This window comes from Sphingopyxis sp. GW247-27LB, assembly GCF_002277025.1.
Classification (GTDB): domain Bacteria; phylum Pseudomonadota; class Alphaproteobacteria; order Sphingomonadales; family Sphingomonadaceae; genus Sphingopyxis.
On record NZ_NIWD01000008.1, the window covers coordinates 733,056 to 757,623 of the forward strand.

28 protein-coding genes are annotated in these 24,568 nt (G+C 67.9%); 15 read left to right on the forward strand and 13 right to left on the reverse strand.

Annotation, left to right across the window (positions count from 1 at the left end; all coding sequences use genetic code 11):
• Nucleotides 1–65 precede the first annotated feature (65 nt).
• Nucleotides 66–1,223 carry a YdiY family protein gene (locus CD928_RS10965; protein ID WP_095387087.1) on the forward strand — a complete coding sequence of 386 codons (1,158 nt, stop codon included), beginning with the start codon at nt 66–68 and terminating at the stop codon, nt 1,221–1,223.
• On the opposite strand, the gene CD928_RS10970 is transcribed toward CD928_RS10965, so the two are convergent.
• From CD928_RS10970 to CD928_RS11010, 9 genes are all read right to left on the reverse strand, one after another.
• Nucleotides 1,220–1,675, reverse strand: a complete 456-nt coding sequence (locus tag CD928_RS10970; protein ID WP_095387088.1) for a VOC family protein — start codon at nt 1,673–1,675, stop codon at nt 1,220–1,222. The genes CD928_RS10965 and CD928_RS10970 overlap by 4 nt on opposite strands.
• A gap of 3 nt (nt 1,676–1,678) precedes the next feature.
• A complete protein-coding gene (locus tag CD928_RS10975) occupies nt 1,679–3,202 on the reverse strand; it encodes a fumarate hydratase (RefSeq protein ID WP_095387089.1) in 1,524 nt (507 codons plus the stop codon).
• 104 nt (nt 3,203–3,306) lie between these two features.
• The gene (locus CD928_RS10980; RefSeq protein ID WP_095387090.1) at nt 3,307–3,771 is read right to left on the reverse strand and encodes a Fur family transcriptional regulator; all 465 of its coding nucleotides are present in this window, start codon (nt 3,769–3,771) and stop codon (nt 3,307–3,309) included.
• Nucleotides 3,772–3,863: 92 nt separating this feature from the next.
• On the reverse strand, nt 3,864–4,295 hold the full coding sequence (locus CD928_RS10985; RefSeq protein WP_255247115.1) for a MerC domain-containing protein: 432 nt from the start codon (nt 4,293–4,295) through the stop codon (nt 3,864–3,866).
• A gap of 348 nt (nt 4,296–4,643) precedes the next feature.
• On the reverse strand, nt 4,644–6,467 hold the full coding sequence (cobT, locus tag CD928_RS10990; RefSeq protein ID WP_095387091.1) for a cobaltochelatase subunit CobT: 1,824 nt from the start codon (nt 6,465–6,467) through the stop codon (nt 4,644–4,646).
• Nucleotides 6,464–7,654, reverse strand: a complete 1,191-nt coding sequence (locus CD928_RS10995; protein WP_095387092.1) for an alpha/beta hydrolase — start codon at nt 7,652–7,654, stop codon at nt 6,464–6,466. Before CD928_RS10995 ends, cobT begins: the two co-directional genes overlap by 4 nt.
• Before the next feature lie 95 nt (nt 7,655–7,749).
• A complete protein-coding gene (gene cobS / locus CD928_RS11000) occupies nt 7,750–8,739 on the reverse strand; it encodes a cobaltochelatase subunit CobS (RefSeq protein ID WP_095387400.1) in 990 nt (329 codons plus the stop codon).
• A 199-nt stretch (nt 8,740–8,938) separates the two neighbouring features.
• A complete protein-coding gene (locus tag CD928_RS11005; RefSeq protein ID WP_095387093.1) occupies nt 8,939–9,376 on the reverse strand; it encodes an ester cyclase in 438 nt (145 codons plus the stop codon).
• 11 nt (nt 9,377–9,387) lie between these two features.
• Nucleotides 9,388–9,978 carry a DnaJ domain-containing protein gene (locus CD928_RS11010; RefSeq protein WP_095387094.1) on the reverse strand — a complete coding sequence of 197 codons (591 nt, stop codon included), beginning with the start codon at nt 9,976–9,978 and terminating at the stop codon, nt 9,388–9,390.
• Nucleotides 9,979–10,006: 28 nt separating this feature from the next.
• On the opposite strand from CD928_RS11010, the gene CD928_RS11015 reads away from it, so the two are divergent.
• From CD928_RS11015 to CD928_RS11040, 6 genes are all read left to right on the forward strand, one after another.
• Nucleotides 10,007–10,285 (forward strand): BolA family transcriptional regulator, encoded by a 279-nt coding sequence (locus tag CD928_RS11015; RefSeq protein ID WP_255247116.1) that lies wholly within the window; start codon nt 10,007–10,009, stop codon nt 10,283–10,285.
• 11 nt (nt 10,286–10,296) lie between these two features.
• Nucleotides 10,297–10,653, forward strand: coding sequence for a DUF2200 domain-containing protein (locus CD928_RS11020; protein ID WP_095387096.1), 357 nt, complete (start codon nt 10,297–10,299; stop codon nt 10,651–10,653).
• Between the two features lie 25 nt (nt 10,654–10,678).
• Complete coding sequence (locus tag CD928_RS11025; protein WP_095387097.1) at nt 10,679–11,563, forward strand: pirin family protein; 885 nt, start codon at nt 10,679–10,681, stop codon at nt 11,561–11,563.
• Nucleotides 11,564–11,639: 76 nt separating this feature from the next.
• Nucleotides 11,640–12,575, forward strand: a complete 936-nt coding sequence (locus CD928_RS11030; protein ID WP_095387098.1) for an alpha/beta fold hydrolase — start codon at nt 11,640–11,642, stop codon at nt 12,573–12,575.
• A gap of 20 nt (nt 12,576–12,595) precedes the next feature.
• On the forward strand, nt 12,596–13,840 hold the full coding sequence (locus CD928_RS11035) for a low temperature requirement protein A (RefSeq protein ID WP_095387099.1): 1,245 nt from the start codon (nt 12,596–12,598) through the stop codon (nt 13,838–13,840).
• Between the two features lies 1 nt (nt 13,841).
• Nucleotides 13,842–14,087, forward strand: a complete 246-nt coding sequence (locus CD928_RS11040) for a hypothetical protein (RefSeq protein WP_095387100.1) — start codon at nt 13,842–13,844, stop codon at nt 14,085–14,087.
• A 1-nt stretch (nt 14,088) separates the two neighbouring features.
• Here CD928_RS11040 and CD928_RS11045 read toward each other — a convergent pair whose 3' ends face one another.
• Both CD928_RS11045 and CD928_RS11050 read right to left on the reverse strand, forming a co-directional pair.
• Nucleotides 14,089–14,400 carry a hypothetical protein gene (locus tag CD928_RS11045; protein WP_095387101.1) on the reverse strand — a complete coding sequence of 104 codons (312 nt, stop codon included), beginning with the start codon at nt 14,398–14,400 and terminating at the stop codon, nt 14,089–14,091.
• Between the two features lie 60 nt (nt 14,401–14,460).
• Nucleotides 14,461–14,874 (reverse strand): hypothetical protein, encoded by a 414-nt coding sequence (locus tag CD928_RS11050; protein ID WP_176473543.1) that lies wholly within the window; start codon nt 14,872–14,874, stop codon nt 14,461–14,463.
• Between the two features lie 8 nt (nt 14,875–14,882).
• Here CD928_RS11050 and CD928_RS11055 point away from each other — a divergent pair, with 8 nt between their 5' ends.
• Nucleotides 14,883–16,037, forward strand: coding sequence for a serine hydrolase (locus CD928_RS11055; protein WP_095387102.1), 1,155 nt, complete (start codon nt 14,883–14,885; stop codon nt 16,035–16,037).
• 121 nt (nt 16,038–16,158) lie between these two features.
• On the opposite strand, the gene CD928_RS11060 is transcribed toward CD928_RS11055, so the two are convergent.
• Together CD928_RS11060 and pdxH are read right to left on the reverse strand one after the other, a co-directional pair.
• Nucleotides 16,159–16,983: a PhzF family phenazine biosynthesis protein gene (locus CD928_RS11060; protein WP_095387103.1), complete on the reverse strand. Its 825-nt coding sequence runs from the start codon at nt 16,981–16,983 to the stop codon at nt 16,159–16,161.
• A complete protein-coding gene (pdxH, locus tag CD928_RS11065; RefSeq protein ID WP_095387104.1) occupies nt 16,980–17,558 on the reverse strand; it encodes a pyridoxamine 5'-phosphate oxidase in 579 nt (192 codons plus the stop codon). Before pdxH ends, CD928_RS11060 begins: the two co-directional genes overlap by 4 nt.
• A 235-nt stretch (nt 17,559–17,793) precedes the next feature.
• Between pdxH and CD928_RS11070 the strand changes: the two genes are divergently transcribed.
• The 7 genes from CD928_RS11070 (at nt 17,794) to CD928_RS11100 (ending at nt 24,504) form a co-directional block, all read left to right on the forward strand.
• Nucleotides 17,794–18,714 carry a DnaJ C-terminal domain-containing protein gene (locus CD928_RS11070; protein WP_095387105.1) on the forward strand — a complete coding sequence of 307 codons (921 nt, stop codon included), beginning with the start codon at nt 17,794–17,796 and terminating at the stop codon, nt 18,712–18,714.
• Nucleotides 18,715–18,717: 3 nt separating this feature from the next.
• Nucleotides 18,718–19,785, forward strand: a complete 1,068-nt coding sequence (locus tag CD928_RS11075) for a YihY/virulence factor BrkB family protein (protein WP_095387106.1) — start codon at nt 18,718–18,720, stop codon at nt 19,783–19,785.
• Between the two features lie 16 nt (nt 19,786–19,801).
• On the forward strand, nt 19,802–20,629 hold the full coding sequence (gene fabI / locus CD928_RS11080; RefSeq protein ID WP_095387107.1) for an enoyl-ACP reductase FabI: 828 nt from the start codon (nt 19,802–19,804) through the stop codon (nt 20,627–20,629).
• Complete coding sequence (locus CD928_RS11085) at nt 20,604–21,152, forward strand: GNAT family N-acetyltransferase (RefSeq protein ID WP_095387108.1); 549 nt, start codon at nt 20,604–20,606, stop codon at nt 21,150–21,152. Before fabI ends, CD928_RS11085 begins: the two co-directional genes overlap by 26 nt.
• Before the next feature lie 61 nt (nt 21,153–21,213).
• Complete coding sequence (locus tag CD928_RS11090; protein WP_095387109.1) at nt 21,214–21,639, forward strand: endonuclease domain-containing protein; 426 nt, start codon at nt 21,214–21,216, stop codon at nt 21,637–21,639.
• Nucleotides 21,636–22,712: a chorismate synthase gene (gene aroC / locus CD928_RS11095; RefSeq protein ID WP_095387110.1), complete on the forward strand. Its 1,077-nt coding sequence runs from the start codon at nt 21,636–21,638 to the stop codon at nt 22,710–22,712. The genes CD928_RS11090 and aroC overlap by 4 nt, the downstream gene beginning before the upstream one ends.
• A gap of 7 nt (nt 22,713–22,719) precedes the next feature.
• Nucleotides 22,720–24,504 carry an SLC13 family permease gene (locus tag CD928_RS11100; RefSeq protein WP_095387111.1) on the forward strand — a complete coding sequence of 595 codons (1,785 nt, stop codon included), beginning with the start codon at nt 22,720–22,722 and terminating at the stop codon, nt 24,502–24,504.
• The last annotated feature ends 64 nt before the right edge of the window (nt 24,505–24,568 follow it).

Sequence of the window (24,568 nt, forward strand, 5' to 3'; positions counted from 1 at the left end):
GAGGCGAAGCCCTTTATCCCGATCGAAAATCCTGCCCTCTTTTCCCCCGGAGAAGGACCCGTTCGATGAGACAATCCGCGCGCCTTGCGGCCGCCACGCTCCTGATTGCCGCCGGCGTCCAGCCGGCATGCGCCGCCGTGCCCGAACTGGCGCTTCCCTCGATTATCGTCCCGATGGCGGTATCGACGGTGGAGTCCCAACCGATCCCGCTACCCGACCCGGTGCGCGCGATGATCGAGGCGGCGATCGCAAGCGGCGAGCGCAAGGATGTCGAAACCGTGATCGCCCTGGCAAAGGCGACGAACCCGCGCTCGCTGGCCGATATCGACGCGATCCTCGCCGCCTGGCAGGCGCAGGGCAAGGGTGAGCCGGAGCCCGACCCGATCCGCCAGATGCTCGCCGCGGCGATGGCGAGCAAGAAGGATGGCGACGTCGAGGCGGTGGGCGCGCTCGCGAAGAAAACCAGTCCCGACCGGGTCGCCGACATCGATGCGCTGCTGACCGACTATCGCGCGAAGCGAGCCGCCGAAAAGAGGGCGGCGGCCGATGCCGCGCGCGCCAAGCTCGCGGCCTCGAAATTCTGGGAGAACTGGAAGGGCGAGGGGCAGATCGGCGCATCGCACAGCAGCGGCAACACCGATTCGGTCGGGCTCAGCCTGGGCATCGCGCTCAACCGCAAGGGCATCGACTGGAGTCACCGGTTGCGCGCGCAGGGCGATTATCAGCGCACCAACGGCCGCACGACGGTCGAGAAATTCCTCGCCGAATATGAACCGCAGGCTCGCATCGGCGACCGCGCCTTCGCCTTCGGGCTCGGGCGGTGGGAGCGCGACCGGATGGCGGGCTATGACGCGCGCTGGAACGTTTCGGGCGGGCTCGGATACAAGGTCATCGCGAAGAAGGACCTGACCCTCAACCTGAAGGCCGGGCCGGCATGGCGCCAGACCGATCTCGTCTATGGCGACACCGAAAGCGAACTCACCGGGCTCGCGGCGCTCGATCTCGGCTGGAAATTGTCGCCGACGCTCAGCCTGTCGCAGGTCGCCTCGACGATCGTCGGCGAACGGACGACGACGACCAGCTCGCTGACCGCGCTCAACGCCAAATTGTCGGGCGCGCTGTCGGCGCGCGTCTCCTATTCGGCCGAACTCGACAGTCATCCGCCCGCCGGGGTCGAGAATCTCGACACGCTGACGCGCTTCACGCTGGTTTACGGCTTCTAGTCCAGCGCCTGGGTGCCGCCGATTTCCTGCCCCTCGGCGAGCAGGCCGGCGCCGGGGACGTGGTTGAATTCGATCCGGATGCCGTCGGGGTCCTCGAACAGGATCGAATAATAGCCGGGCGCCCAGGGTTCTTCCTGCGGGCCGTGGACGAAGACGATGTCGCCCCGGTCCTTCAGAAAGGCATGAATGCGGTCGACCGCGGCGCGGTCGCGCAGGCGGAAGCAGGCGTGGTGGAGCCCCGGCGCGCCCTGATCGAAGCGCTTGCCGGCATTTTCCGGACTCCCGGTGCGGATGCCGATCGCGGTGCGGCCGCCGACGCCATAGAGCATCGCGTCATTGTCGAGCACGACCTTGAGGTCGAGATAGCGGATGACGTCGCGCCAAAAGGCGGTCGAGCGCGCGAAATCCCCTGCGGTCAGGATGACGTGCGCGACGCCGTTGAGGTCGGACATGGTTCAGGCCTTCTCCAGCAGCCCCTCGTCCCGGATCCGCTTCTGCCAGACGATCGGCGCGTTGACGTGGACGTTTTGACCTTCGCTGTCGACCGCGACGGTGACGGGGAAATCCTTGACCTCGAATTCGTAGATCGCCTCCATGCCGAGGTCGGCGAAGCCGACGACCTGGCTTCCTTTAATGGCGCGCGCGACCAGATAGGCGGCGCCGCCCACCGCCATCAGATAGGCGCTCTTGTGCTTGGCGATCGCCTGCGTCGCGGCGGGGCCGCGCTCGGCCTTTCCGACGCAGGCGAGCAGGCCCTGTTCGAGCATCATGTCCATGAACTTGTCCATGCGCGTCGCGGTCGTCGGGCCCGCGGGGCCGACGATCTCCTCGCCGACCGGATCGACGGGGCCGACATAATAAATGACGCGGCCCTTGAACGCGACGGGCAGCTCCTCGCCCTTCGCCAGCATGTCGGCGATGCGCTTGTGCGCGGCGTCGCGGCCGGTGAGCATCTTGCCATTGAGGAGGATGCGGTCGCCCTGCTTCCAGCTCGCGACGACCTCGGGCGTCAGCGTGTCGAGATCGACGCGGATCGCCGCCTTGTCGGGCGCCCAGTCGATCTGCGGATAGTCGGCGAGCACCGGCGGTTCGAGGAAGGCGGGGCCGCTGCCGTCGAGCGTGACGTGGGCGTGGCGCGTCGCGGCGCAGTTCGGGATCATCGCGACCGGCTTCGACGCCGCATGGGTCGGCCAGTCCCTGATCTTGATGTCGAGCACGGTCGCGAGGCCGCCGAGCCCCTGCGCGCCGATGCCGAGCGCGTTGACCTTTTCATACAGCTCGATGCGCAGTTCCTCGATCGGCGAAGCCGGTCCGCGCGCGAGCAGTTCGGTCATGTCGATCGGGTCCATCAGCGATTGCTTGGCGAGCAGCATCGCCTTTTCCGCGGTGCCGCCGATGCCGATGCCGAGCATCCCCGGCGGACACCAGCCGGCGCCCATCTGCGGCACCATTTCGAGCACCCAGTCGACGATCGAGTCGCTGGGATTGAGCATCTTGAACTTCGACTTGTTCTCGCTGCCGCCGCCCTTCGCGGCGACGTCGATATGGACCTTGGCGCCCGGCACCATCTCGACGTTGAGGACCGAGGGCGTGTTGTCCTTCGTATTGACGCGGCTGAACGCCGGATCGGCGAGGATCGAGGCGCGCAGCTTGTTGTCGGGGTGGAGATAGGCGCGGCGCACGCCCTCGTCGACGACCTGCTGCAGGCTGCGGGGGCTGTCGAGGCGGCAGTCCATGCCCCATTGGATGAAGACGGTGACGATGCCGGTGTCCTGGCAGATCGGGCGATGCCCCTCGGCGCACATCCGGCTGTTCGAGAGGATCTGCGCCATCGCGTCCTTCGCGGCGGGCGACACTTCGCGCTCATAGGCCGCGCCTAGCGCGCGGATATAGTCCATCGGGTGGAAATAGCTGATGTACTGGAGCGCGTCGGCGATGGTTTCGACGAGGTCATCCTCGCGGATGATGACGGTGTTCATATGCAGCCCTCTTGCCCGTGTTTCGGAGTCGGGGCTTCCCCTAGACCCGGGGCGGGGCGACGAAAAGGGGGCTTGCGGGAGTAGGCGTCGCGATCAGCGCGGCGCTATTGGCACTCGGCGCATTTGCCGCGCACTTCGATCACCGGGCGTTCGGCAGCGAAGCCGGTCGCGTCGGCGGCGGCGCGGACACCGTCGGACAATTTGTCATTGTCGATATGAACCGCCGTCCCGCAGCTGTCGCAGATCAGGAAGATGCAGTCGTGCAGGCAGCCGGGGTGGCTGTTCGCGACGAAGGCGTTGGCGCTTTCGACGCGGCGGACGAGGTTGTTGGCGACGAACAGGTCGAGGATGCGATAGACGCTGTTGGGCGCCACCCGCTTGCCGCGCTTCTGCGAGACGATGTCGGCGATCTCATAGGCGCTCGCGGGCTTGCCGATTTCGGCGACCGCGTCGAAAATCTGCGCGCGCATGTCGGTCCACGCCTCGCCGGCCTGTTCGAGCGCCGACTGCGCCTCCTTGGCGAGCGAGGCGCCGCTGGCCTCGACGTGCGGATGATCATGCTTGCCCATTGGCTGGTTCCTCTGCGCGCGGTGCGGGTCGATCCGGCGCATCCCCAATGTAGGCCTTTAGAGGGGCGCCCGCAAGCCGCGGGCGCGGCGCGTCAGTGCGTCGCGCGCCGGTTGAGGTCGTGGCCGAGCGCAACCACCGCGACGCCGATCATCGTCGCCAGCACCTCGCTGCCGTCGTGCGGCCGCGACAGCGCGCCCGCCATCATGCCGAGCCCGAAGCTGCCGACCGCGAAGGGCATCATATAGCCGTGGCTGAGCACCCCGGCGACGAGCGTCACCAGCGCGAAGCCGATCGCGATGACCAGCCCGACCTCGTGGAACAGGTGATTTTCCAGCACCCCGCTGACCGAGGCGATCGAGGCGAAGAAGATAGTGGTGGCGAGGCAATGGACGAGGCACAGCCCCGACAGGCCCACCGCGAGCTGATCGCCCGAAAGCGAGGTCAGCGGCCGCGAGTCGCGCGCAGCCCGAACGATCGCGCCGAGGCGCGTGCGGACAGGGGCAAGGCTGGCGACGTCGGTCACCCGATTCTCCGTTGGGGCAATTGCGATGCCTGATATGGCATAACATGACAAAGGTTACAATATCACATTATAATCGCATCGCACCCCTATCGAGGCGAGCGGGTCGGGGCGTTCCGGGTCAAAGTTGTCAAACTTGTCACTCCCCTCCGGTATAATAATACCCGTCGCAGCGTGAGCCGTATCGCGGGGCGTGCGTTCCGCATGGTGGGGAAGGGGCGTCGCAAGGGCGGTCATCCGCCGGCTTAAAGCATGGCAATGCTTTGTAGGACAGCGTTTTTTGGCGCGCTACCGGGGGTTGAGAGCGGGATACCGCCTTCCGTCGAACGCCTTCCCCCCCCCTTCTTGGGGTCAATCGATGTCGAACAACCCCGCGAGCTGTTCGACCATCGTGCCGCCCAGTTGCTCGGCGTCCATGATCGTCACCGCGCGGCTGTAGTAGCGCGTGACGTCGTGGCCGATGCCGATCGCGCAAAGCTCGACCGGCGAGCGATTCTCGATCCATTCGATCACCTGCCGCAGATGCTGGTCGAGATAGGCGCCGTGGTTGACCGACAGCGTGCTGTCGTCGACCGGCGCGCCGTCCGAAATCACCATCAGGATGCGGCGTTCCTCGGGGCGGTTCACGATGCGGCTGTGCGCCCACATCAGCGCCTCGCCGTCGATATTCTCCTTGAGCAGCCCCTCGCGCATCATCAGCCCCAGCGAGCGGCGGGCGCGGCGATAGGGCTCGTCGGCGGGCTTGTAGATGATGTGGCGCAGGTCGTTGAGGCGGCCGGGGTGCGGCGGGCGTCCCGCGGCGAGCCAGTCCTCGCGGCTCTGCCCGCCCTTCCACGTCCGGGTGGTGAAGCCCAGAATCTCGGTCTTCACCCCGCAGCGTTCGAGCGTGCGCGCGAGGATGTCGGCGCTGATCGCGGCGATGCTGATCGGCCGCCCGCGCATCGATCCCGAATTGTCGATCAGCAGCGTGACGACGGTGTCGCGAAAATCGGTGTCGCGCTCGATCTTGTAGCTCAGCGAATGCCCCGGCGAGACGACGACGCGCGCGAGGCGGGCGGCGTCGAGCTGGCCTTCCTCCTGGTCGAAATCCCACGCGCGGTTCTGCTGCGCCATCAACCGGCGCTGGAGGCGGTTCGCGAGCTTGGTCACCGCGCCCTGCAGATGCGTCATCTGCTGGTCGAGATAGGCGCGCAGCCGCGTCAGTTCGTCGGCGTCGCACAGCTCGGTCGCGGCGACGATCTCGTCATGCTTTTCGGTGAAGCGGATATAGTTGAAATCGGGAACGTCGGTCGGCAGGCGGTTCGGGCGCACGGGCAGCATGCCCTCGTCGCCTTCGCCGCCCATCTCGGGCTCGCCGTCGGCTTCCATTTCCTCCGCGTTCGGATCGGTGTCGCCGTCTTCGGCCTGATCACCCGCCATCTCGGCGCGCGCGTCGACCTGGCTTTCGCCGCTGCCGCCGTCCTCGCTCTCCTGTTCCTCCTGGCTCTCCTCGGCCTCGGTCTCATTCTCCTCGCCGCCGTCCTCGGCGCCTTCCTCCATCGGCTCGTCGCCATAGATGAGGTCGAGGTGGCGGAGCGCGAGCTTCGCGGTCTCGGCGAACGCCGCCTGATCGTCGAGCAGCATCGACAGCGCGGTCAGGTCGCCGCCCGCTTCCTTGGCGATCCATTCGCGCACCAGCGACAGGCCGGTCTCGGTGCCCTGCGGCGCCTGGTCGCCGGTCAGCGCCTCGCGCAGCATCAGTTCGAGCGCGCTCGAAATCGGAACATCTTCCCGGGTCTGCGCGCGGCTGATCGGGTCCGACCGCATCCGCATCGCGAGGCTCGCCGCCAGATTGCCCCGCATCCCCGCCATGTGGCGCGCGCCGAGCGCCTCGACCCGCGCGCGCTCCATCGCGTCGAAGGCGGCGGCGGCGAGCGGCTCGGCGGGGCGCGCCGCGGCGTGCAGCTTCTCGCTGTGATGCTTCATGCGCAGCGCATAGGCGTCGGCGAAGCCGCGCGCCTCGGCGACCTGGTCGGCGGGCAGGGTGCGCGACGGCGTCGGCACCTTGATAGCCTTGCCGATCTGCGCCGGCGCGTCGGCGGTGAAGCCGACCTCGACCTCGGGATCGCGCGTCACCGCGCGCGCGACGCTCGACAGCGCGGTCTTCAGATCGTCGAGGGGGGAGGGGTTGGTCATGGCGTCGCGGCGTCGGGGGTTCGGTTGCAGAGGATGTCGTCGCGTTCCTTGGGCGCTGCCGGGTCGGGAAGCAAGCGGAAGACGTGACCGAGATGCGTCGGCGCGCGTTCGGGCCGCGTCCGCTTGCCCGCGACGACCTCGACGAAATCGCGGCAGACGACCGCGCTGCGCAGGAAATTGCTATGCCCGGTCGACCCGCGCGAGACGTCGGTGGTGTCGATCACGGTCAGGCCGGGAATCGCGGCGGGATAGCAGCGCTCGGGGAGGCCCTTCGCCTTCAGGTCGGCCGCCTCGAACGGATCGAAGCAATAGGGCGAGCCGAGCCGCGGATAGCCGTGCAGCGCGCGCGAGGCGGCGAGCGCCTTGTCCTTGAGCGAGGCGTAGACGGTGATGTGCCGGCTTCGCGCGACCTTCGCCGGGGTCAGCACCCCGTCGGCGACGTCGCGCTCGAAACTCTCGCGGTCGATATCGGGCGAGGCGAGGATGATGTTGGAGATGTTGCGGCTGTCGGCGCTCGGCGCGGCGCGGTCGACATAGGCGATCGCGGGGACGACGAGCCGCGCGCCGAGCGAGTGCGAGACGATCACCACCTCCCTGACCCACGGCTGCTCGGCGAGCGCTTTCAGGAACTCGCGGAAATTGCGGACGTCGTGGTACATGTTGGTCTCGTCGACCGCATAGCCGAGGACGCGGTGCTGCGACGGCCAGCTATAGGCGATCACCGGCCCGTCGAAGCCGGTCATCCGCGCGATCTGCGCGCTGTCCTTGGTGGTCGTCTCGAAACTCTCGCGATAGCCATGGACATAAAGGAGGACGCGGCCCTGCCGCCGGTCGGTCTCGGCCTGCAGCGCGCGCCACCAGTCGCCGGGCTCCTGCAGCGCGAGCGGTGTATGGAATCGCGTGTTTCCGCCCACCTCCTCGTCGCGCGGCGCCGCGAAGCGCCCATAGCGCACCCGGTCGCCGCGATGGCCGAGCAGCGCGATGTCCGCCGTCCGGCAATCGGGAAGCCGGCTGGTGACGAAGAAGAGCGGCATCGCCGCACCATCGACTACCGCGCCCGCGCGCGGCGTGCAGCGCGGGTCGGCGACATAGTCGGCATGGCGGACGTCGCCGTAATCGACCGGCGTGATGCAGCCCGTGAGGGTGAGGGCGGCGACGATCGCCATCCATATCGAATGCCGCTTCATGCCGCGCCGTCACCCTCTCCGCTGCGACTAACGCGCAAGCGCGTAAGTCTCGCTGCCTCCCCCATCGAGGGGGAGGGGGAGAGGGCGCGCCGGCCTCACTTGCCGATGACGCCTTCGGGCAGATCCTCGCCGAACACGCGCTGATAATATTCGGCGACGATCATCCGTTCGGCCTCGTCGCATTTGTTGAGGAACGACAGGCGGAAGGCGAAGCCGAGGTTGTTGAAGATCGCGGCGTTCTGCGCCCAGCTGATTACGGTGCGGGGCGACATCACGGTCGAGATGTCGCCATTGATGAAGCCCTGGCGGGTCAGATCCGCGACCTTGACCATATTGGCGACCGTCGCGTCGTCGGTGCCGGGCACCTTGGCGAGGATGATCGCGCTCTCGGTCGCCGCGGGCAGATAGTTCAGCGTGACGACGATGTTCCAGCGGTCCATCTGGCCCTGATTGATCTGCTGCGTGCCGTGATAGAGGCCGCTCGTGTCGCCGAGCCCGACGGTGTTCGCGGTCGAGAAGAGGCGAAAATGCGGGTTCGGGCGGATCACGCGGTTCTGGTCGAGCAGCGTCAGCTTGCCCTCGGCCTCCAGCACGCGCTGGATCACGAACATCACATCGGGGCGCCCCGCGTCATATTCGTCGAAGACCAATGCGGTAGGGGTCTGCAGCGCCCAGGGGAGCAGGCCTTCGCGGAATTCGGTGACCTGCTGGCCGTCGCGCAGCACGATCGCGTCGCGGCCGACAAGGTCGATGCGGCTGATGTGCGCGTCGAGGTTGACGCGGATGCACGGCCATTTGAGCCGTGCCGCGACCTGCTCGATGTGCGTCGACTTGCCGGTGCCGTGATAGCCCTGCACCATCACGCGGCGGTTGAACTTGAAGCCCGCGAGGATGGCGAGCGTCGTGTCGCCGTCGAAGACATAGGCGGGGTCGAGGTCGGGAACGCGCTCGTCGGCCTCGCTGAATGCGGGAACCTTCATGTCGATATCGACCCCGAATATTTCGCGCGCATCGACCTCGGTATCGGGCGCGGCGAGGAGCGTCGAGCCGTGATGGTCGGGGAGGCTGTTCGGGATATCGGTCATCGTTGGCGTCCATTCATTTTCGTCATGCTGAACTTGTTTCAGCATCCATGGCCTTCACTCTCGTTTGGCGCCGCGACGGCGGATAAGGTCGGGCCATGGACCCTGAAACAAGTTCAGGGTGACGGGAAGAGGAGTCGGCGCGTTTCCGCCGACCGTCCGAGCGCGGTATCGTCATGGGTTGCGGCTTGCAACGCCTTATTCAGAAGATGCCGAGCGCCTTCATCACCGCCGCCTGGTCGTAATAGGGGCGCTCGCAGACGATCTTGTCGCTGCCGGAAGCGAATTCGAAGCTTGCCGCCATGCGGATGCGGAACGCCTTGCCGGTCGGCTCGATCGTGCGCAGGCCGAGCCGGAGCGGCCCGAGGTGCGTGCCGGTCAGCCAGAATTCGACGAGGACCGTATCGGTCGCGGCATCGGCGGCGATCGCGATCACCTCGTTCGCCTGGTCGGGAAAGGGCTCGCGCGACGAGGCGAAATAGGACCGCACCGCCGCCTCTCCGTCGAAGACGGTGCCGGGGCCGAGCAGTTCGTAGCGTGGGTGCTCGAAGGTCGCGAGGACGCCGTCCCAATCGTGCGTGATCTCGAGCGCCATGTGGCGGCGGACGGTTTCGATACGCCTTTCGTCGAGATCGTTCATTGTCCCTCTCCCTATGCGAAAACCCGGCTCTTCCTCAAAAGCTGATAGGCCGCAACCACTTCGCCGAGCCGCGTTTCGTGGCTGCGGTCGCCGCCGTTGCGGTCGGGGTGATATTTGCGGACGAGCTCGCTGTAGCGGCGGCGGAGCGCGGCGCGGTCGGCGTCGGGGGCGAGCGCCATCAATTGCAGCGCGCGATGCTCCTCGCGGGTAAAGCGCGGATCGGCCGCCTCGCGGCGCGCCTCGTCCATCCGCTGGCGGAACCGGGCGCCGAGCGCATCCATCGGATCCTTGAAATCGGCCCAGCGCGGCGGCAGGTCGGCGCTGCCCGCGGCGCGAAAGGCGCGGCTTTCGGTTTCCCAGCCCGCGGTCGGCGACTGCGCGGCCATGATCTGGTCGGCATTCATGCCCTCGAAGAAATTATAGCCGCTGTTGAACTCGCGGACATGGTCGAGGCAAAGCCAGCGGTAAGGCGGCGGGCCGTCGGGCGAGCGGTGCGACGATAGGGGCGCGCGAAACTCGCCGGGCTCGCGGCAACCCGGAACGGCGCAAGCGGCTTCGCGCGGAACGCGGCCGTGGAAACGATTGGATCGGGGGCTTGTCATGCTGTTCTTTCCTCCCCAACATGGGGGCATGAGCGAAAAAGGTCCAGTGCAACGCGAGATGGAAGGGCTGCTTTCCGCCGCTTTTCCCGATGCGGATTTCACCCTCAGCAACGACAGCGCGAAGCATCACGGCCATGCCGGCGACGACGGCAGCGGCGAATCGCACTTCAGCCTGTCGATCCTGTGGGCGGGCTTCGCCGGGCAGTCGCGTGTCGCGCGCCAGCGCGCGGTGAACAAGGCGCTCGGCGATCTGCCGGGCCAGCGCGTCCACGCGCTCGCGATTCGGGCGATCGCGCCGGGCGAATAGGAGGATCGGCCATGGCCGGCGACAGGGTCTATCGATATAGTTTCGCGAGCGTCTATCCGCACTATGTCGCCAAGGCGGAGCGCAAGGGGCGCACCCGGGCCGAGGTCGACGAAATCATCCGCTGGCTGACCGGATATAGCCAGAAACAGCTCGAGGATCAGATCGCGGCCAAGACCGATCTCGAAGGCTTCTATGGCGCCGCGCCCGCGATGAACGGCGCGCGCAGCCTGATCAAGGGCGTTGTCTGCGGCATCCGCGTCGAGGATATCGAGGAGCCGCTGATGCGCGAAATCCGCTATCTCGACAAACTGATCGACGAACTCGCCAAGGGAAAGACGATGGAGAAGATCCTGCGGCGCCCCGAATAGCTCCCGACCCGAAAGGAACGGCCGAATGTATACCGTCATCACCCCCTCGACCCACGACATCGGCGCCTTCGACGTGCGGCGGACCCTGCCCAACAAGGACCGCACGATGGTCGGCCCCTTCATCTTCGTCGACCAGTTCGGCCCGGCCCATTTCGACATCGGCAAGGGAATGGACGTGCGCCCGCATCCGCATATCAACCTCGCGACGGTGACCTATCTGTTCGAGGGCGCGATCGACCATCGCGACACGCTCGGCACCTATGCGACGATCCGGCCCGGCGCGTGCAATCTGATGACCGCGGGCCGCGGTATCGCGCACTCGGAGCGCACCCCCGCCGCCGAGCGGAGCGCGGGGTCGGCGATCTCGGGGATGCAGACCTGGCTCGCGCTGCCCGACGGCAAGGAAGAGATCGCGCCCGCGTTCGAGCATGTCGCCAAGGAGGATCTGCCGCTGGTCGAGGATGCGGGCGTGTCGGCGCGCGTCATCATGGGCAGCCTGTGGGGCGCGACCTCGCCGATCACCCAGCATAGCGCGACCATCTACGCCGACATATTGATGAACGCGGGCGCGTCGATCCCGATCGAGGCCGAGGCCGACGAGCGCGCGGTGCTCGTGGCGCTCGGCGACGCGACCCTCGATGGCGAGACGCTCGACCGCTACAGCCTCTATATCCTGAAACCGGGCCAGGCGATGACCCTGCGCGCGACCACCGACGCGCGCGTGATGCTGCTCGGCGGGGAGGCCTTCACGACCCCGCGCCATGTGTGGTGGAACTTCGTGAGCTCGTCGCGCGAGCGGATCAACCAGGCGAAGCACGACTGGAAGGAGGGCGCGTTCGGCCTGATCCCGGGCGACAGCGACGAATATATACCGCTCCCCGAAGTGCCCAAGACGGTGAGCTATCCCTGATCGCAACTGACACTCTTGTCAGCTCTGGCCTTTCCCGTCATTCTGGTTTCGAATTGAAACCAAAGGAGCGCGGAAAATGACGGGCGATTTCGAGCAGCGGCGGGTGGCGCTTTCCACGGGGGTCGAGCTCGACGTCGTCGACATGGGGCCGAAGGACGCGCCGGCGCTGATCTTTCTCCATGGCTTTCCCGAATCGCACCGCACCTGGCGCCACCAGCTTCCCCATTTCGCGACCCGTTTCCGCTGCATCGCGCCCGACCAGCGCGGCTATCGCGGCTCGTCGAAGCCGCGGGACGTCGAATCCTATGCCCCCGACAGGCTGATCGCCGACATCTTCGCGCTCGCCGATGCGCTGGGGGTGGAGGATTTCACCATCGTCGGCCATGATTGGGGCGGGGTGATCGCCTGGGGCGTGGCGCTCGGCGGACAGCCCGGCGGCCTCTATCCGCAGTGGGCGGGCCGGGTGACGCGCGCGGTGATCGCCAATGCGCCGCATCCGGCGATCTTCCAGCGGCTCCTGCTCGCCAATGCCGAACAGCGCGCCGCGAGCCAGTATATCCGCGTCTTCCGCGATCCGGCGAGCGACGCGATCATCGAGGAACAGGGCATCGCCGGGCTACTCGCCCACGCCTTTGCCGACCGGGTGCCGAGCGGCGGCATCCAGCCGCCCGACGAGATCGCCCGGTTGCTCGCCGATTGGGAGGATCGCGACACCTGCCGCGCGATGATCAACTGGTATCGCGCCTCGCCTGCCAACGTCCCCGCGATGGACGAGCCCTTCGCCGAGGCGCCCGCGGCGCCCTTTCCGCTGCTCGCGATCCCGACGCTCCTCATTTGGGCGCTCGACGATGTCGCGCTGCCCGCGTGCAATCTTGACGGGATCGGCGATCTCGTGCCCAATGCGACGATCGTGGAGGTGCCCGGCTGCGGCCATTTCGTGCCGTGGGAGGCGCCCGACGCGGTCAATGCGGCGATGGACGGCTTCCTCGAACGGACGGCCGCCTCCGCCTGAAGCGAGCGAAGGGGCGGCTTATGGGCAAGGGGAGCGCGGACCTGTTCCGGACGCGCAGCGCGCACGGCCACGCACCGGTCACCTATATCGAGCTCTTCTTCGACCTCGTCTTCGTCTTCGCGATCACCCAATTGTCGCACGGCCTGCTCGAGCATCTGGGCTGGACGGGCGCGCTCCAGACGCTGATCCTGCTCTTCGCGGTCTGGTGGGTGTGGATCTACACGACCTGGGTCGCGAACTGGCTCGATCCCGACCGCGCGCAGGTGCGCTTGCTGCTGATCCTGCTGATGCTCGCCGGGCTCGCGCTGTCGAGCGCGATTCCCTATGCGTTCGGCGCGCGCGGCTGGGTGTTCGCCGCCGCCTATTGCACGATGCAGATCGGCCGATCGCTCTACATGGTATGGGCGAGCTGGGGCGTGCATCGGGGCCGCGCGCGCAATTTCCTGCGCATCAGTTTCTGGGCGCTGCTGTCGCTGCCGCTGTGGATCGCCGGCTGCCTCGTCCAAGCGGAGGCGCGGATGCTGCTCTGGGCGGCCGCCCTGCTCGTCGACTATGCCGGGCCGCTCACTTTCTTTCCGACCCCCGGTCTCGGCCGGTCGAGCGGCGCCGACTGGGATATCGCGGGCGGGCACATGGCCGAGCGTTGCGCGCTGTTCGTGATCATCTCGCTCGGCGAGGGCGTGCTCGTCACCGGCGCGACCTTCGCGACCCTGCCGCAGGACGGCGTCCACTGGATCGCCTTCGCCTGCTGCTTCCTCGGCAGCGCCGCGCTCTGGTGGCTCTATTTCGACACCGGCGCGCGGCGCGGCAGCGAGGTGATCGAGGCGAGCGACCAGGCCGGGCTGCTCGCGCGCAACGCTTATACCTATTGGCATATCCCGATCATCGCGGGCCTCGTCGTCTCGGCGGTGTCGGACGAGATGCTGCTCGCGCATCCGCACGGCCATATCGCACCCGCCTTCCTCGCCACCTCGATCGGCGGCCCGCTCTTGTTCCTGATCGGCAATATGGCGTTCAAGAAGGCGACGACCGACCGGCCGCTTCCGCCCTTTTCGCACCTGCTCGGCAGCGCGGCGCTGCTCGCCGTGGGCGCCGCTGCCTGGTTCGGCCACTGGCAGCCGCTGACGCTCGGCTTCGCGGTCTTCGCGGTGCTGGTCTTCACCGCGATCTGGGAATGGGGATCGTTCCACGGCGGCTGGCAGCGCTGGACGCCGTGGCTCGGCCGGTTGTTCGGCGCCGACCCCGGCGCGCGGGAGGAGAGGTAGGATGTCGCATACCGCCATCATGCTGGCGATCGGGCTGGCGCTGTTGATCGGGTTGCGGCTTGCCGTCTCCGACGCTGCGCGCGCGACGCGGCTGTTCCTGTGGCTCTGGCTCGCCGTGTCGATCGCCAACCTGCTCTTCGGCGTGCTCGCCGCCGGCTATGGCTGGGGCGAGGAGGCGGTGGTGTGGCTGCTCGTGTTCGGGGTACCGGCAGCGATCGCTCTCGCGACGCGGCGGGTCACGCGATAGCTCAGCGGCCCGCGCGCACCAGCGAATCGAGCCAGCGGTCGGCGCTCGCCTGACCGTCGCGAAGAACGCGCCGCCGATATTCGCTCTTGTTGCGCGACCAGGCGGCCTGCCGCTCGGCGAGCGTGACGGGCTTCGCGTTCGGGGCGCGATTCTGCTGTTGCTGCGCCTTCTTCTGCTGCTCCTGCTGATGCTCGCGCAGATTGCTCCAGCGCTGCGCGTCGAGATAGGAATCGAGATATTGGGCCTGGGCGGCATCGGCCGCGAACAGCGACGCCCCCGCAACCACGGCCAGAACGATCGGCTTGCGCTGCATCCTTCGTCTCCCCGGACTTGGCAATGTCTTGCCAACGCGCGCGCGTGCCGATTGTTCCGGCTAGTCGGCGGGCGACAACAGGCAGCCGCTCGCGCCGGCATAGCGCGCGCTGCGCGAGGCGAGCAGCGGGACGCTGCCGGTGATCGTCCTGGTTTCGGGGTCTTCGCTGACCGACACCATCTCCATGCCGGGCTCGAAGTCGGTCTGGCAGCTTTCGAGGCTGCGGCCCTCGACATAGCGGCACGAGCAGCCGACGCGCGCGGCATAAGCCGATCCCAGCTCGGCCTGCGCCTTGAACGACGGGAATTTCCAGATCAGCAGGATCGCGAGCAGGACGAGGACGACCAGCGCCCACGGCAGGCATCCGCTCCAGCGGCTCGGTCGGCGCGGCGCTTGCGCGGCGGGCGATTCCGGCGGCGGAGCGGGCGGCGTCGGTTCGGGCGTTGCCGGCTCGGGCGGGTTGGTGTTAGTCACGGGGCGCCATGATCACCAAAAAAGCCATGCTGGCAAGTGCCGCGCTCGCGCTCCTCGGCGCCTGGTCGCTGACGCAGGCGGCGGGGCAGGGCGCGATGGCGCCGGCCTCGCCCGCGCCGCGCTTCGGTGCCTCGCTGCCGTCCGAGCCGGTCGATGCGCCGCGGCCGCTGCCCGCGCTCGATCCCGCGATCAAGGCGAAGGCCGACGCGCTGTTCACCGACGCGGACGATGTGGGGGAGACGCGCGCGCTGCTCGTGCTGCGCGATGGCGAGCCGATCTACGAACGCTACGGCGCGAGCTTCGGCCCCCAGAGCAAGCTGATCAGCTGGTCGATGGCGAAGAGCATCACCGCGGTGCTCACCGGCTTCCTCGTTTCCGACGGGCAATTGTCCCTGGATGGTCCCGCTCCGGTCGCGGCGTGGCAGCGCAGCGGCGACCCGCGCGGGGCGATCACGCTCAGGGACCTGCTTCACATGTCCTCGGGTCTCGAGCATGTCGAGGAAGGCGATCCGATCTGGGCGGGCGACACGGTGGCGATGCTGTTCGGCGGCGGCGCGCAGGACATGGCGGGCTTTGCCGAGGCGAAGCCTGCGGTGGCGCGGCCGGGCGAGCTCTTCAACTACAGCTCGGCGACCAGCGTGATCCTTGCGGATATTCTCGCCGACACGCTGACGCCCGCCAAGAGCGCCGAGGCGCGGCGCGGCGCGATGCGCGACTTCATCGCCGGCCGGCTGACCGAGCCGCTCGGCATGACCAGCCTGACGCCCGAGTTCGACGCGCGCGGCACGATGATCGGCGGTTCGATCATGCACGCGACCGCGCGCGACTATGCGAAGTTCGGCGAATTCCTGCGCAACCACGGGGTGGTGAACGGCCAGCGGCTGCTCCCCGAAACCTGGATGCGCTTCATGCTGACTCCGTCGCCGAACGATGCCGGCTATGGCGGCCACATCTGGCTCAACCGCCCGCGCCCGGCCGGGGTAACCCCGGCGCTGTGGCCCGACCGCGGCCCCAACGACCTCTTCGCCTGCATCGGCCACCAGGGCCAGTATATCATCGTCTCGCCGTCGCAGCGCGTGACGATCGTGCGGCTGGGGATAACGAAGGACGACCAGTTCCCCGAACTGCGCCGCCATCTGGCGGATCTGCAGGGCGCGCTTTGATCCGCCGAACCGTCATTGCGAGGCCCGTCAGGGCCGTGGCAATCTCCAGCCAACGGTAACGCCGGCCGATGGCTGGAGATTGCTTCCTCGTCTCCGGCTCCTCGCAATGACGAACCCAGAATTACAGCAGAAACTCACCCACCAGCGTCGTGACGCACGTCCCCGATAATTCCACCCTATCCCCATCCAGCCGGCAGCCGACATGGCCGCCGCGCGCGCTCGCCTGATAGGCGGCGAAGGCGTCGCGGCCAAGCCGCGCGGCCCAATAGGGCGTCAGCACGCTATGCGCCGAGCCGGTGACCGGGTCCTCGTCGATCCCTGCGCCGGGCGCGAAGGCGCGGCTGACGACGTCGGCGCCCGACGGATCGCCGGCCCCCGGCGCGGTCGCGATGTAGAGCATGTCGCCGCCGGCTTTCAGCGCGCGCAAATCGGGTTCCAGCGCCCGCACGCTCGCGGCATCGGCGTAGACGATCAGCGCATAGCCGCCCGCGTGCCACAAGGTCTCGACCGGCTCGCCGCCCATCGCGGCGGCGATGTCGGGCATCGCCTTCGGCGCGGGCGGATAGGCGGGGAGCGCCATGCGATAGCCCGTCGCCTCGCCCTCGCCGGCGCGCGCGACGCGCAATATCCCGGCCTTGCGGGTGCGGAAGCGCATGTCGCTCCGCCACGGCGCCGCCGACAGCAGCACATGCCCGCTCGCCAGCGTCGCATGGCCGCACAGCGCGACCTCGACCCCCGGCGTGAACCAGCGCAGCTCATAATCGGCCTCGCCGCTTTCGTCGGGAATCAGGAAGGCGGTTTCGGCGAGGTTGTTCTCGGCCGCGATCGCCTGCAGCGTCGCGTCGTCGAGCCACTCCTCGAGCGGCATCACCGCGGCGGGATTGCCGGTGAAGGGGCGGTCGGCAAAGGCGTCGACCTGCGTGATGGGAAGGCGGCGCCAGCTCATGGATAGAGCAGCCCGCTGGTCCAGCCATCCCGATCACGAACGAACAGGGTGCGTTCGTGGAGGCGGTGCGCGCGGTCCTGCCAAAATTCGATTCGTTCGGGGGTCACGCGCCAGCCCGACCAGCGCGGCGGCCGGGGCACGTCCCGCCCCTCGAAACGCGCCTGCATCTCGGCGAAGCGCGCCTCGAAGGTCGCGCGGTCGGCGAGCGGGCGCGACTGGTCGCTCGCCCAGGCGCCGAGCTGGCTGTCGCGGCTGCGCGTCGCGAAATAGGCGTCGGCGACGCTGTCCGCGACGGGTTCGACCGGTCCCTCGATGCGGATCTGGCGGCGCAGCGACTTCCAGTGAAAGAGCAGCGCGACCTGCGGGTTCGCGGCGAGCTCGCCGCCCTTGCGGCTGTCGAGATTGGTGTAGAAGACGAACCCGTCCGGCCCATGCCCCTTCAGCAGCACCATGCGCAGCGAGGGCCGCCCGTCCGCGGTCGCGGTAGCGAGCGCCATCGCGTTCGAATCATTGGGCTCGCTGGCGCGCGCTTCGGCGAACCAGGCGTCGAACAGGGCGAAGGGGTCGGTGGTCATGCGCGCGCTTCTAATGCGCCGTCGGCCAGCGGTCGAGTAAAAGCCAGCCTATATCGTCACCCCGGACTTGATCCGGGGTCCCGCTTTCGGACGTCACCGAGCGGGACCCCGGATCAAGTCCGGGGTGACGGAAGAGAGGAGTTACCTCGGAACTTGACCGCCTTTCGCTCCGTTCCCACATCGCGCGCGCAATCGGGCCTTTCCGGCCAACATCTTATCGGGCTACAGGATAGAAATGGCAGATCCCTATTCCACCCTCGGCGTCGCGAAGAATGCGGGCGAAGCCGAAATCAAGTCGGCGTACCGCAAGCTCGCGAAGGAGCTGCACCCCGACCGGAACAAGGAGAATCCGAAGGCGGCGGAGAAATTCTCCGACGTCACCAAGGCCTATGACCTCCTGTCCGACAAGGAAAAGCGCGCGCAGTTCGATCGCGGCGAGATCGATGCCGAAGGCAACCCCGCCATGCCCTTCGGCTATGGCGGCGGCGGTTTTCGCGGCGACCCGCGCGGCGGCGCCCAGGGCGGTTTCGGCGGCGAGGGCGCCGACTTCGGCGATATCTTCGAAGGGCTGTTCGGCGGCCGTGGCGGCGGCGGCGGGCCGTTCGGCGGTTTCGGCGGGCGCAGCGCACCGCCGCCCAAGGGCGCCAACGTCGCCTATCGCCTGTCGGTCTCCTTCCTCGACGCCGCGACGCAGGCGATGCAGCGCATCACGCTCGCCGACGGCAAGACGATCGACCTCAAATTGCCCGCCGGGGTCGAGACCGGCACCCAGATGCGCCTCGCGGGCAAGGGGCAGCCGGGGCCGGGCGGCAACGGCGACGGCATCGTCACCATCACCGTCAAGGATCATCCCTTCTTCGAACGCGACGGCGCCAACATCCGGCTCGACCTGCCGGTGACGCTGGGCGAGGCGGTGAAGGGCGCGAAGGTCAAGGTGCCGACGGTCGACGGGCCGGTGATGCTGTCGATCCCCGCGGGCTCGTCCTCGGGCCGGGTGATGCGGCTCAAGGGCAAGGGGTTCAGCCAGAAGGGCGGTGGGCGCGGCGACCAGCTCGTGCGGCTGATGGTCGACCTGCCGAAGGAGGACGCCGGGCTCGCGAAGCTGGTGGACGAATGGACCGACACGCGGCCGGTCAGGGCCGATCTCGGCGTGTGACGCGTGGCTGATCGCAGCGAGACGAAAGCCGCCGCCGCGCTCGAGCGCGAAGTCGCCGAGGAAGTCGGCAAGGAATTTCTCGCCGAGGGGCATTCGCCCCATTCGCCCGAGGCGCGCGCCGAGCGCGCCAAGCGCACCCATTTGCGCGCGCGGGCGCAGGGCGTCATCGAGCGCGGGCGCGAGCGGCTGGGGCCGGGAACGCGCGCCTTCCACATCGTCCGCCGCGTGATCGTCGGCACCTATACCGACGGCTTCATCCACGCCGGCAATCTCGCCTATCTGGCGCTGATCGCGCTCTTTCCCTTCTTCATCCTGCTCGCCGCCGCCTTGAGCCTGTTCGGCGGCAGCGCGGGAGGCGAGGCGGCGATCGACGCGGTCTTCTCGATCATGCCGCCGACGGTCGCCAAGGCGCTGTCGGGACCGATCCGCGAGGTGATGGGCGCGCGCACCGGCCTTTTCCTGTGGCTCGGCGCGATCGTCGCGCTGTGGACCGTCGGCAGCCTCGTCGAGACGATCCGCGACATCCTCCGCCGCGCCTATGGCACCCATTTCAGCCGCGGCTTCTTTCATTACCGGCTGCTGTCGATCGGCATCATCTCCGGCGCGGTGGTGCTGATGCTGCTGTCGTTCAGCATGCAGGTGCTGATCGTCGGCATCGAACAATTCGTGACGCGGGTGCTGCCCGCGCAATTCCAGTCGGCGGGGGTGGTGCTGATCTCGCGCGGCGTGTCGGGGCTCGGCCTCTTCCTCGCCATCTATCTGCTTTTCTACTCGCTCACCCCCGCCAAATACCGCCGGCAGAAAAAATGCCCGAAATGGCCGGGCGCGCTGTTCACCACCCTGTGGTGGATCGGGGTCACTCTGGCGCTTCCGCCTTTGCTCGCCAGCCTGCTCAGCTATGACGCGACCTACGGCAGCCTCGCGGGCGTCATGGTCGCGCTTTTCTTTTTCTACCTCGTCGGATTGGGTATGGTGATCGGCGCTGAACTCAACGCCGCGCTCGTCGAGGTTGAGGATTTGGGACACGACGCTATTGGGCGCGTGGACGATATCATCGTGGAAGACAAATAAAGGTCGGAGAAACCAAATGACGGGTCTGATGAAGGGCAAGCGCGGGCTGATCATGGGCCTCGCGAACGACAAATCGCTCGCCTGGGGAATCGCGAAGGCGCTGCACGGCGCGGGGGCGGAGCTTGCCATCAGCTATCAGGGCGACGTGATGGCGAAGCGGGTGAAGCCGCTCGCCGACGAACTCGGCTGCGATTTCCTGATCGACTGCGACGTCGCCGACATGGCGAATCTCGACCAGGCCTTCGCGACGCTCGCGGCGCGCTGGCCGACGATCGACTTCGTCGTCCACGCGATCGGCTACACCAACAAGGAGGCGCTGCGCGGCCACTATGCCGATGTGACGCTCGACGATTTCCTGATGACGATGAACATAAGCGTCTACAGCTTCACCGCGGTCGCGAAGCGCGCGGCGGCGATGATGACGCCCTTCGACCCCGAAACCGGCAAGGGTGGCGGCTCGCTGCTGACCCTCAGCTATTATGGCGCGGAAAAGGTCATCCCGCATTACAACGTCATGGGCGTCGCCAAGTCGGCGCTCGAAACGAGCGTCAAATATCTCGCCAACGATTATGGCCCGCAGGGGGTGCGCGTGAACGCGATCTCGGCGGGGCCGATCAAGACGCTGGCGGCGAGCGGAATCGGCGACTTCCGCCTGATCCTCAAGTGGAACGAACATAACGCCCCGCTCCGCCGCAATGTCACGATCGACGACGTCGGCGGCTCGGCGCTCTATCTGCTGAGCGACCTCGCGTCGGGCGTTACCGGCGAAACGCACCATGTCGACGCGGGCTATCACACCGTCGGCATGAAGCAGGAAGATGCGCCGGACATCGCGCTTGCCTGACGGCTTCGCCATCCGCGCCGCCACGGCGGCGGATGCCGATATCATCGACGCGATCATCCGCTCGGCCTTCGCCGGGACCGGGCATGGCTATCAGGGCGAGGCCGAACTGGTGCGGATGCTGGAGGCCGACGGCGACGCGTTGGTCTCGCTCGTCGCCGAGGCGGACGGCGCGATCGCCGGGCATGTGCTGTTCAGCCGGATGGACGTGGAGGCGGACGGCGCGGCGATCCCCGCTGCCGGCCTAGCACCCGTATCGGTCACACCCGGCCGGCAAGGGCAGGGGATCGGCGGCGCCCTGATCCGCGCCGGGCTGGATGAGTTGCGCGCACAGGGCGTGGCGATCAGCTTCGTCCTCGGGCACGAGGCCTATTATCCGCGCTTCGGCTATTCGCCCGACCTCGGCGCGCGCTTCGCTTCGCCTTTCGCGGGGCCGCATTTCATGGCGATGATGCTGGACTCGAACGCGCCCTGGCCGCTAGGCGGACGGGCGGATTATGCACCCGCATTCGGCCGGATGGGATGATTCCCCTCTCCCCCAAGGGGAGAGGGAGGGGCCCGTCGCGTAGCGACGGGAGGGTGAGGGCGTGACGAGAAGCCGCTTCGAAATCCGCGACGGCACCATCGACCGCGCTCGCGGGCTTCGGCGTGACGCCACGCCTGCGGAGAAAAAATTATGGTCGATCCTGCGGGGCGGCCGCCTCGACGGCCATAAATTCCGTCGACAGCAGCGGCTCGGCCCTTTCATCGCCGACTTTGCCTGTCAAACGGCGCGGCTGGTGATAGAGGTAGATGGTGATAGTCACGCGCAGCAAATCGACTATGACGCGCGGCGGACGGCGTTTTTGGCGAAAGAGGGATATCGGGTGCTACGCTTCACCAATCGGGATGTGATGGACAATCTGGAAGGCGTGGGCCGCGCGATCGCGCTCGCGCTCGCGGGTGGGCCCTCACCCCACGCGGCTGCGCCACGCGGGCCCCTCCCTCTCCCCCAGGGGGAGAGGGGATTATGAGTTTCAACAGCTTCGGACGCGTCTTTCGATTCACGACCTGGGGCGAAAGCCACGGGCCGGCGCTCGGCGCGGTCGTCGACGGTTGTCCGCCGCGGCTGTCGCTGTCGGAGGCCGACATCCAGCCCTTTCTCGACAAGCGCCGTCCCGGCCAGTCGCGCCACACGACGCAGCGGCAGGAGCCCGACCAGGTTCGCATCCTGTCGGGGGTGTTCGAGGGCAAGACCACCGGCACGCCGATCAGCCTGATGATCGAGAATGTCGACCAGCGCTCGAAGGATTATGGCGAGATCGCGCAGGCCTATCGTCCCGGTCATGCCGACTATGCCTATGACGCCAAATACGGCATCCGCGATTATCGCGGCGGCGGGCGGTCGAGCGCGCGCGAGACTGCAGCGCGGGTCGCGGCGGGCGCGGTCGCGCGGCTGGTGATCCCCGAGGTGCAGATCCACGCCTGGGTCGCTGAGATCGGCGGCGACGCGATCGACCCCGCGAACTTCGACCTCGAAGAGATGGACCGCAATCCCTTTTTCTGTCCCGATCCCGCCGCGGCGCAGCGCTGGGAGGCGATGATGGACGCGGCGCGCAAGGCGGGCAGCTCGCTGGGCGCGGTCATCGAATGCGCGGCGAGCGGCGTTCCCGCCGGCTGGGGCGCGCCCGTCTATGCCAAGCTCGACGCCGACCTCGCCGCCGCGATGATGGGGATCAACGCGGTGAAGGGGGTCGAGATCGGCGCCGGCTTCCACGCGGCGCGGCTGCGCGGCGAGGAGAATGCCGACGCGATGCGTCCCGCGACCGACGGCAGCAACCGCCCCGATTTCCTGTCGAACAACGCCGGCGGCATCGCGGGCGGCATCTCGACCGGCCAGCCGGTGGTGGTGCGCGTCGCCTTCAAGCCGACCAGCTCGATCCTGACCCCGGTGCCGACGGTCAATCGCGCGGGGGAGGCGACCGACATCGTCACCAAGGGCCGTCACGACCCCTGCGTCGGTATCCGCGGCGCTCCCGTGGTCGAGGCGATGATGGCGCTCGTCCTCGCCGACCACAAGCTGTTGCACCGCGCGCAATGCGGGTGACGCGCGCATGATCGAGGCGGTGCGCTCGGCGATCGAGGCGCATCAGGCGGCGCTGTCGCTGCTGATCCTTGCCGCGATGTTCGTCGGGTTCCTGATGGAGCGGCTGCCCGCGACGGTGATCGCGATCCTCGGTGCCTGCACCTATCTGGCGCTCGGCATTCTCGATGCCGAGGCGGCCTATTCGGTCTTTTCCAACTCGGCGCCGATCGTCATCGGCGCGATGTTCGTGCTGTCGGGCGCGCTGATTCGCACCGGGGTGATCCAGCGCGTCGCCGACGCGATCATGGCGCGCGCCGAAAAGCATCCGCGCCTCGCCATCGTCGAGGTGCTGCTCGGCGCCCTCGCCGCCTCGGCCTTCCTCAACAACACGCCGGTCGTCGTCGTGCTGCTGCCGATCATGATGAAGCTCGCCGAAGTGACGGGGATCAGCGCGAAGAAGCTGCTGATGCCGCTGTCGATCGCCGCGGTGCTCGGCGGTACGCTGACCCTGATCGGCACCTCGACCAACCTCGTCGTCGACGGCATCGTCCGCGACGCGGGGATGCCGCGCTTCGGCATTTTCGAGATCACGCCGATCGGGCTCGTCACCGCGGCGTCGGGGATGATCGCGCTGGCGCTGATGTGGTGGCTGCTGCCCTCGGACAAACCGATCCCCGGCGCCGCCGGGACGCACGACACGCACCAATATCTGACCGAACTGGTGCTTGGCGACGACGACGATCTGGTCGGCATGACGGTCGAGGCGTTCCGCGACCTGCCGCGGTCGGGCCGTGTCGTCGGCGTGCGCCGCGCTTCGGCCGTCGTCCACGGCGCCGAGCTCGATCACTGGACGCTGGCCGCCGGCGACCGGCTGATCGTCCGGGTCGACGGCGCGACGCTGGTGACCTGGCGCGAGCAGGGGCGCTTTCTGCTCGGGATCGGCGCCGGCGTCCCGGCCGCGAACGACATGGTCGTCGAAACGATGATCGCTCCCACCCATCCGTCGATCGGCCAGCGGCTCGCCGACATTCCCTTCCTGCAGAAAATCCGCGCGCGCATCATCGGGCTCGACCGGCCGCTGCACGAGGCCGGCCCCGACCTCGCCAGCGTCCGCATCCGCCCCGCCGACCGGCTGCTCGTCACCGGCGGCCCGCGCGAGGTCGAGGCGCTGCGCGACAATCCCGGCCTGATCGGCGCCGACCTCGCCAAGACGCGCGCCTTCCGCCGCGGCAAGGCGTGGATCGCGATCCTGTGCATGGCGGGCGTCGTCAGCCTCGCGGCACTCGACGTGATGCCGATCGGGGTCGCGGCGATCATCGCCATCGGGGTCATCCTCGTCACCCGCTGCATCGACAGCGACGAGGCGTGGGGGACGATCGACGGCGACGTGCTGATCCTGATCTTCGCGATGCTCGCGGTCGGCGTCGCGCTCGAGAAGAGCGGCGCGGTCGCGATGATGGTCGGCTGGGTCGAGCCGCTGCTCGCCGACGCGCCGCGCTGGGTGCTCGTCTTCGGCATCTATTTCTTCGCGCTGATCCTCTCCGAACTGCTCAGCAACAATGCGGTCGCGGCGCTGATGACCCCCGTGACGCTCGCGATCGCCGCCGAGCTCGGCGTCGACCCGCGCCCGCTCGTGATCGCGCTGATGATCGGCGCCTCGGCCTGCTTCGCGACCCCGATCGGCTATCAGACCAACACCATCGTCTATGCCGCGGGCGATTATCGCTTCGTCGATTTCGTCAAGATCGGGGTGCCGCTCAACATCATCACCGGCGTGTCGACCTGCCTAGCGATCGTCTTTTTCCTGACCTGAGCCGCGCCTTGCCCGCGGACCCTCACCCTGTTACCTCCGCGCCCTGATAAAATCCGCCGGGCGG

Coding starts and splice junctions, on each gene's coding strand:
- CD928_RS10965 (WP_095387087.1), top strand. CDS start 66: ATGAGACAATCCGCGCGCCTTGCGGCCGCCACGCTCCTGATTGCCGCC.
- CD928_RS10970 (WP_095387088.1), bottom strand. CDS start 1,675: ATGTCCGACCTCAACGGCGTCGCGCACGTCATCCTGACCGCAGGGGAT.
- CD928_RS10975 (WP_095387089.1), bottom strand. CDS start 3,202: ATGAACACCGTCATCATCCGCGAGGATGACCTCGTCGAAACCATCGCC.
- CD928_RS10980 (WP_095387090.1), bottom strand. CDS start 3,771: ATGGGCAAGCATGATCATCCGCACGTCGAGGCCAGCGGCGCCTCGCTC.
- cobT (WP_095387091.1), bottom strand. CDS start 6,467: ATGACCAACCCCTCCCCCCTCGACGATCTGAAGACCGCGCTGTCGAGC.
- CD928_RS10995 (WP_095387092.1), bottom strand. CDS start 7,654: ATGAAGCGGCATTCGATATGGATGGCGATCGTCGCCGCCCTCACCCTC.
- cobS (WP_095387400.1), bottom strand. CDS start 8,739: ATGACCGATATCCCGAACAGCCTCCCCGACCATCACGGCTCGACGCTC.
- CD928_RS11005 (WP_095387093.1), bottom strand. CDS start 9,376: ATGAACGATCTCGACGAAAGGCGTATCGAAACCGTCCGCCGCCACATG.
- CD928_RS11010 (WP_095387094.1), bottom strand. CDS start 9,978: ATGACAAGCCCCCGATCCAATCGTTTCCACGGCCGCGTTCCGCGCGAA.
- CD928_RS11015 (WP_255247116.1), top strand. CDS start 10,007: ATGAGCGAAAAAGGTCCAGTGCAACGCGAGATGGAAGGGCTGCTTTCC.
- CD928_RS11020 (WP_095387096.1), top strand. CDS start 10,297: ATGGCCGGCGACAGGGTCTATCGATATAGTTTCGCGAGCGTCTATCCG.
- CD928_RS11025 (WP_095387097.1), top strand. CDS start 10,679: ATGTATACCGTCATCACCCCCTCGACCCACGACATCGGCGCCTTCGAC.
- CD928_RS11030 (WP_095387098.1), top strand. CDS start 11,640: ATGACGGGCGATTTCGAGCAGCGGCGGGTGGCGCTTTCCACGGGGGTC.
- CD928_RS11035 (WP_095387099.1), top strand. CDS start 12,596: ATGGGCAAGGGGAGCGCGGACCTGTTCCGGACGCGCAGCGCGCACGGC.
- CD928_RS11040 (WP_095387100.1), top strand. CDS start 13,842: ATGTCGCATACCGCCATCATGCTGGCGATCGGGCTGGCGCTGTTGATC.
- CD928_RS11045 (WP_095387101.1), bottom strand. CDS start 14,400: ATGCAGCGCAAGCCGATCGTTCTGGCCGTGGTTGCGGGGGCGTCGCTG.
- CD928_RS11055 (WP_095387102.1), top strand. CDS start 14,883: ATGATCACCAAAAAAGCCATGCTGGCAAGTGCCGCGCTCGCGCTCCTC.
- CD928_RS11060 (WP_095387103.1), bottom strand. CDS start 16,983: ATGAGCTGGCGCCGCCTTCCCATCACGCAGGTCGACGCCTTTGCCGAC.
- pdxH (WP_095387104.1), bottom strand. CDS start 17,558: ATGACCACCGACCCCTTCGCCCTGTTCGACGCCTGGTTCGCCGAAGCG.
- CD928_RS11070 (WP_095387105.1), top strand. CDS start 17,794: ATGGCAGATCCCTATTCCACCCTCGGCGTCGCGAAGAATGCGGGCGAA.
- fabI (WP_095387107.1), top strand. CDS start 19,802: ATGACGGGTCTGATGAAGGGCAAGCGCGGGCTGATCATGGGCCTCGCG.
- CD928_RS11085 (WP_095387108.1), top strand. CDS start 20,604: ATGCGCCGGACATCGCGCTTGCCTGACGGCTTCGCCATCCGCGCCGCC.
- aroC (WP_095387110.1), top strand. CDS start 21,636: ATGAGTTTCAACAGCTTCGGACGCGTCTTTCGATTCACGACCTGGGGC.
- CD928_RS11100 (WP_095387111.1), top strand. CDS start 22,720: ATGATCGAGGCGGTGCGCTCGGCGATCGAGGCGCATCAGGCGGCGCTG.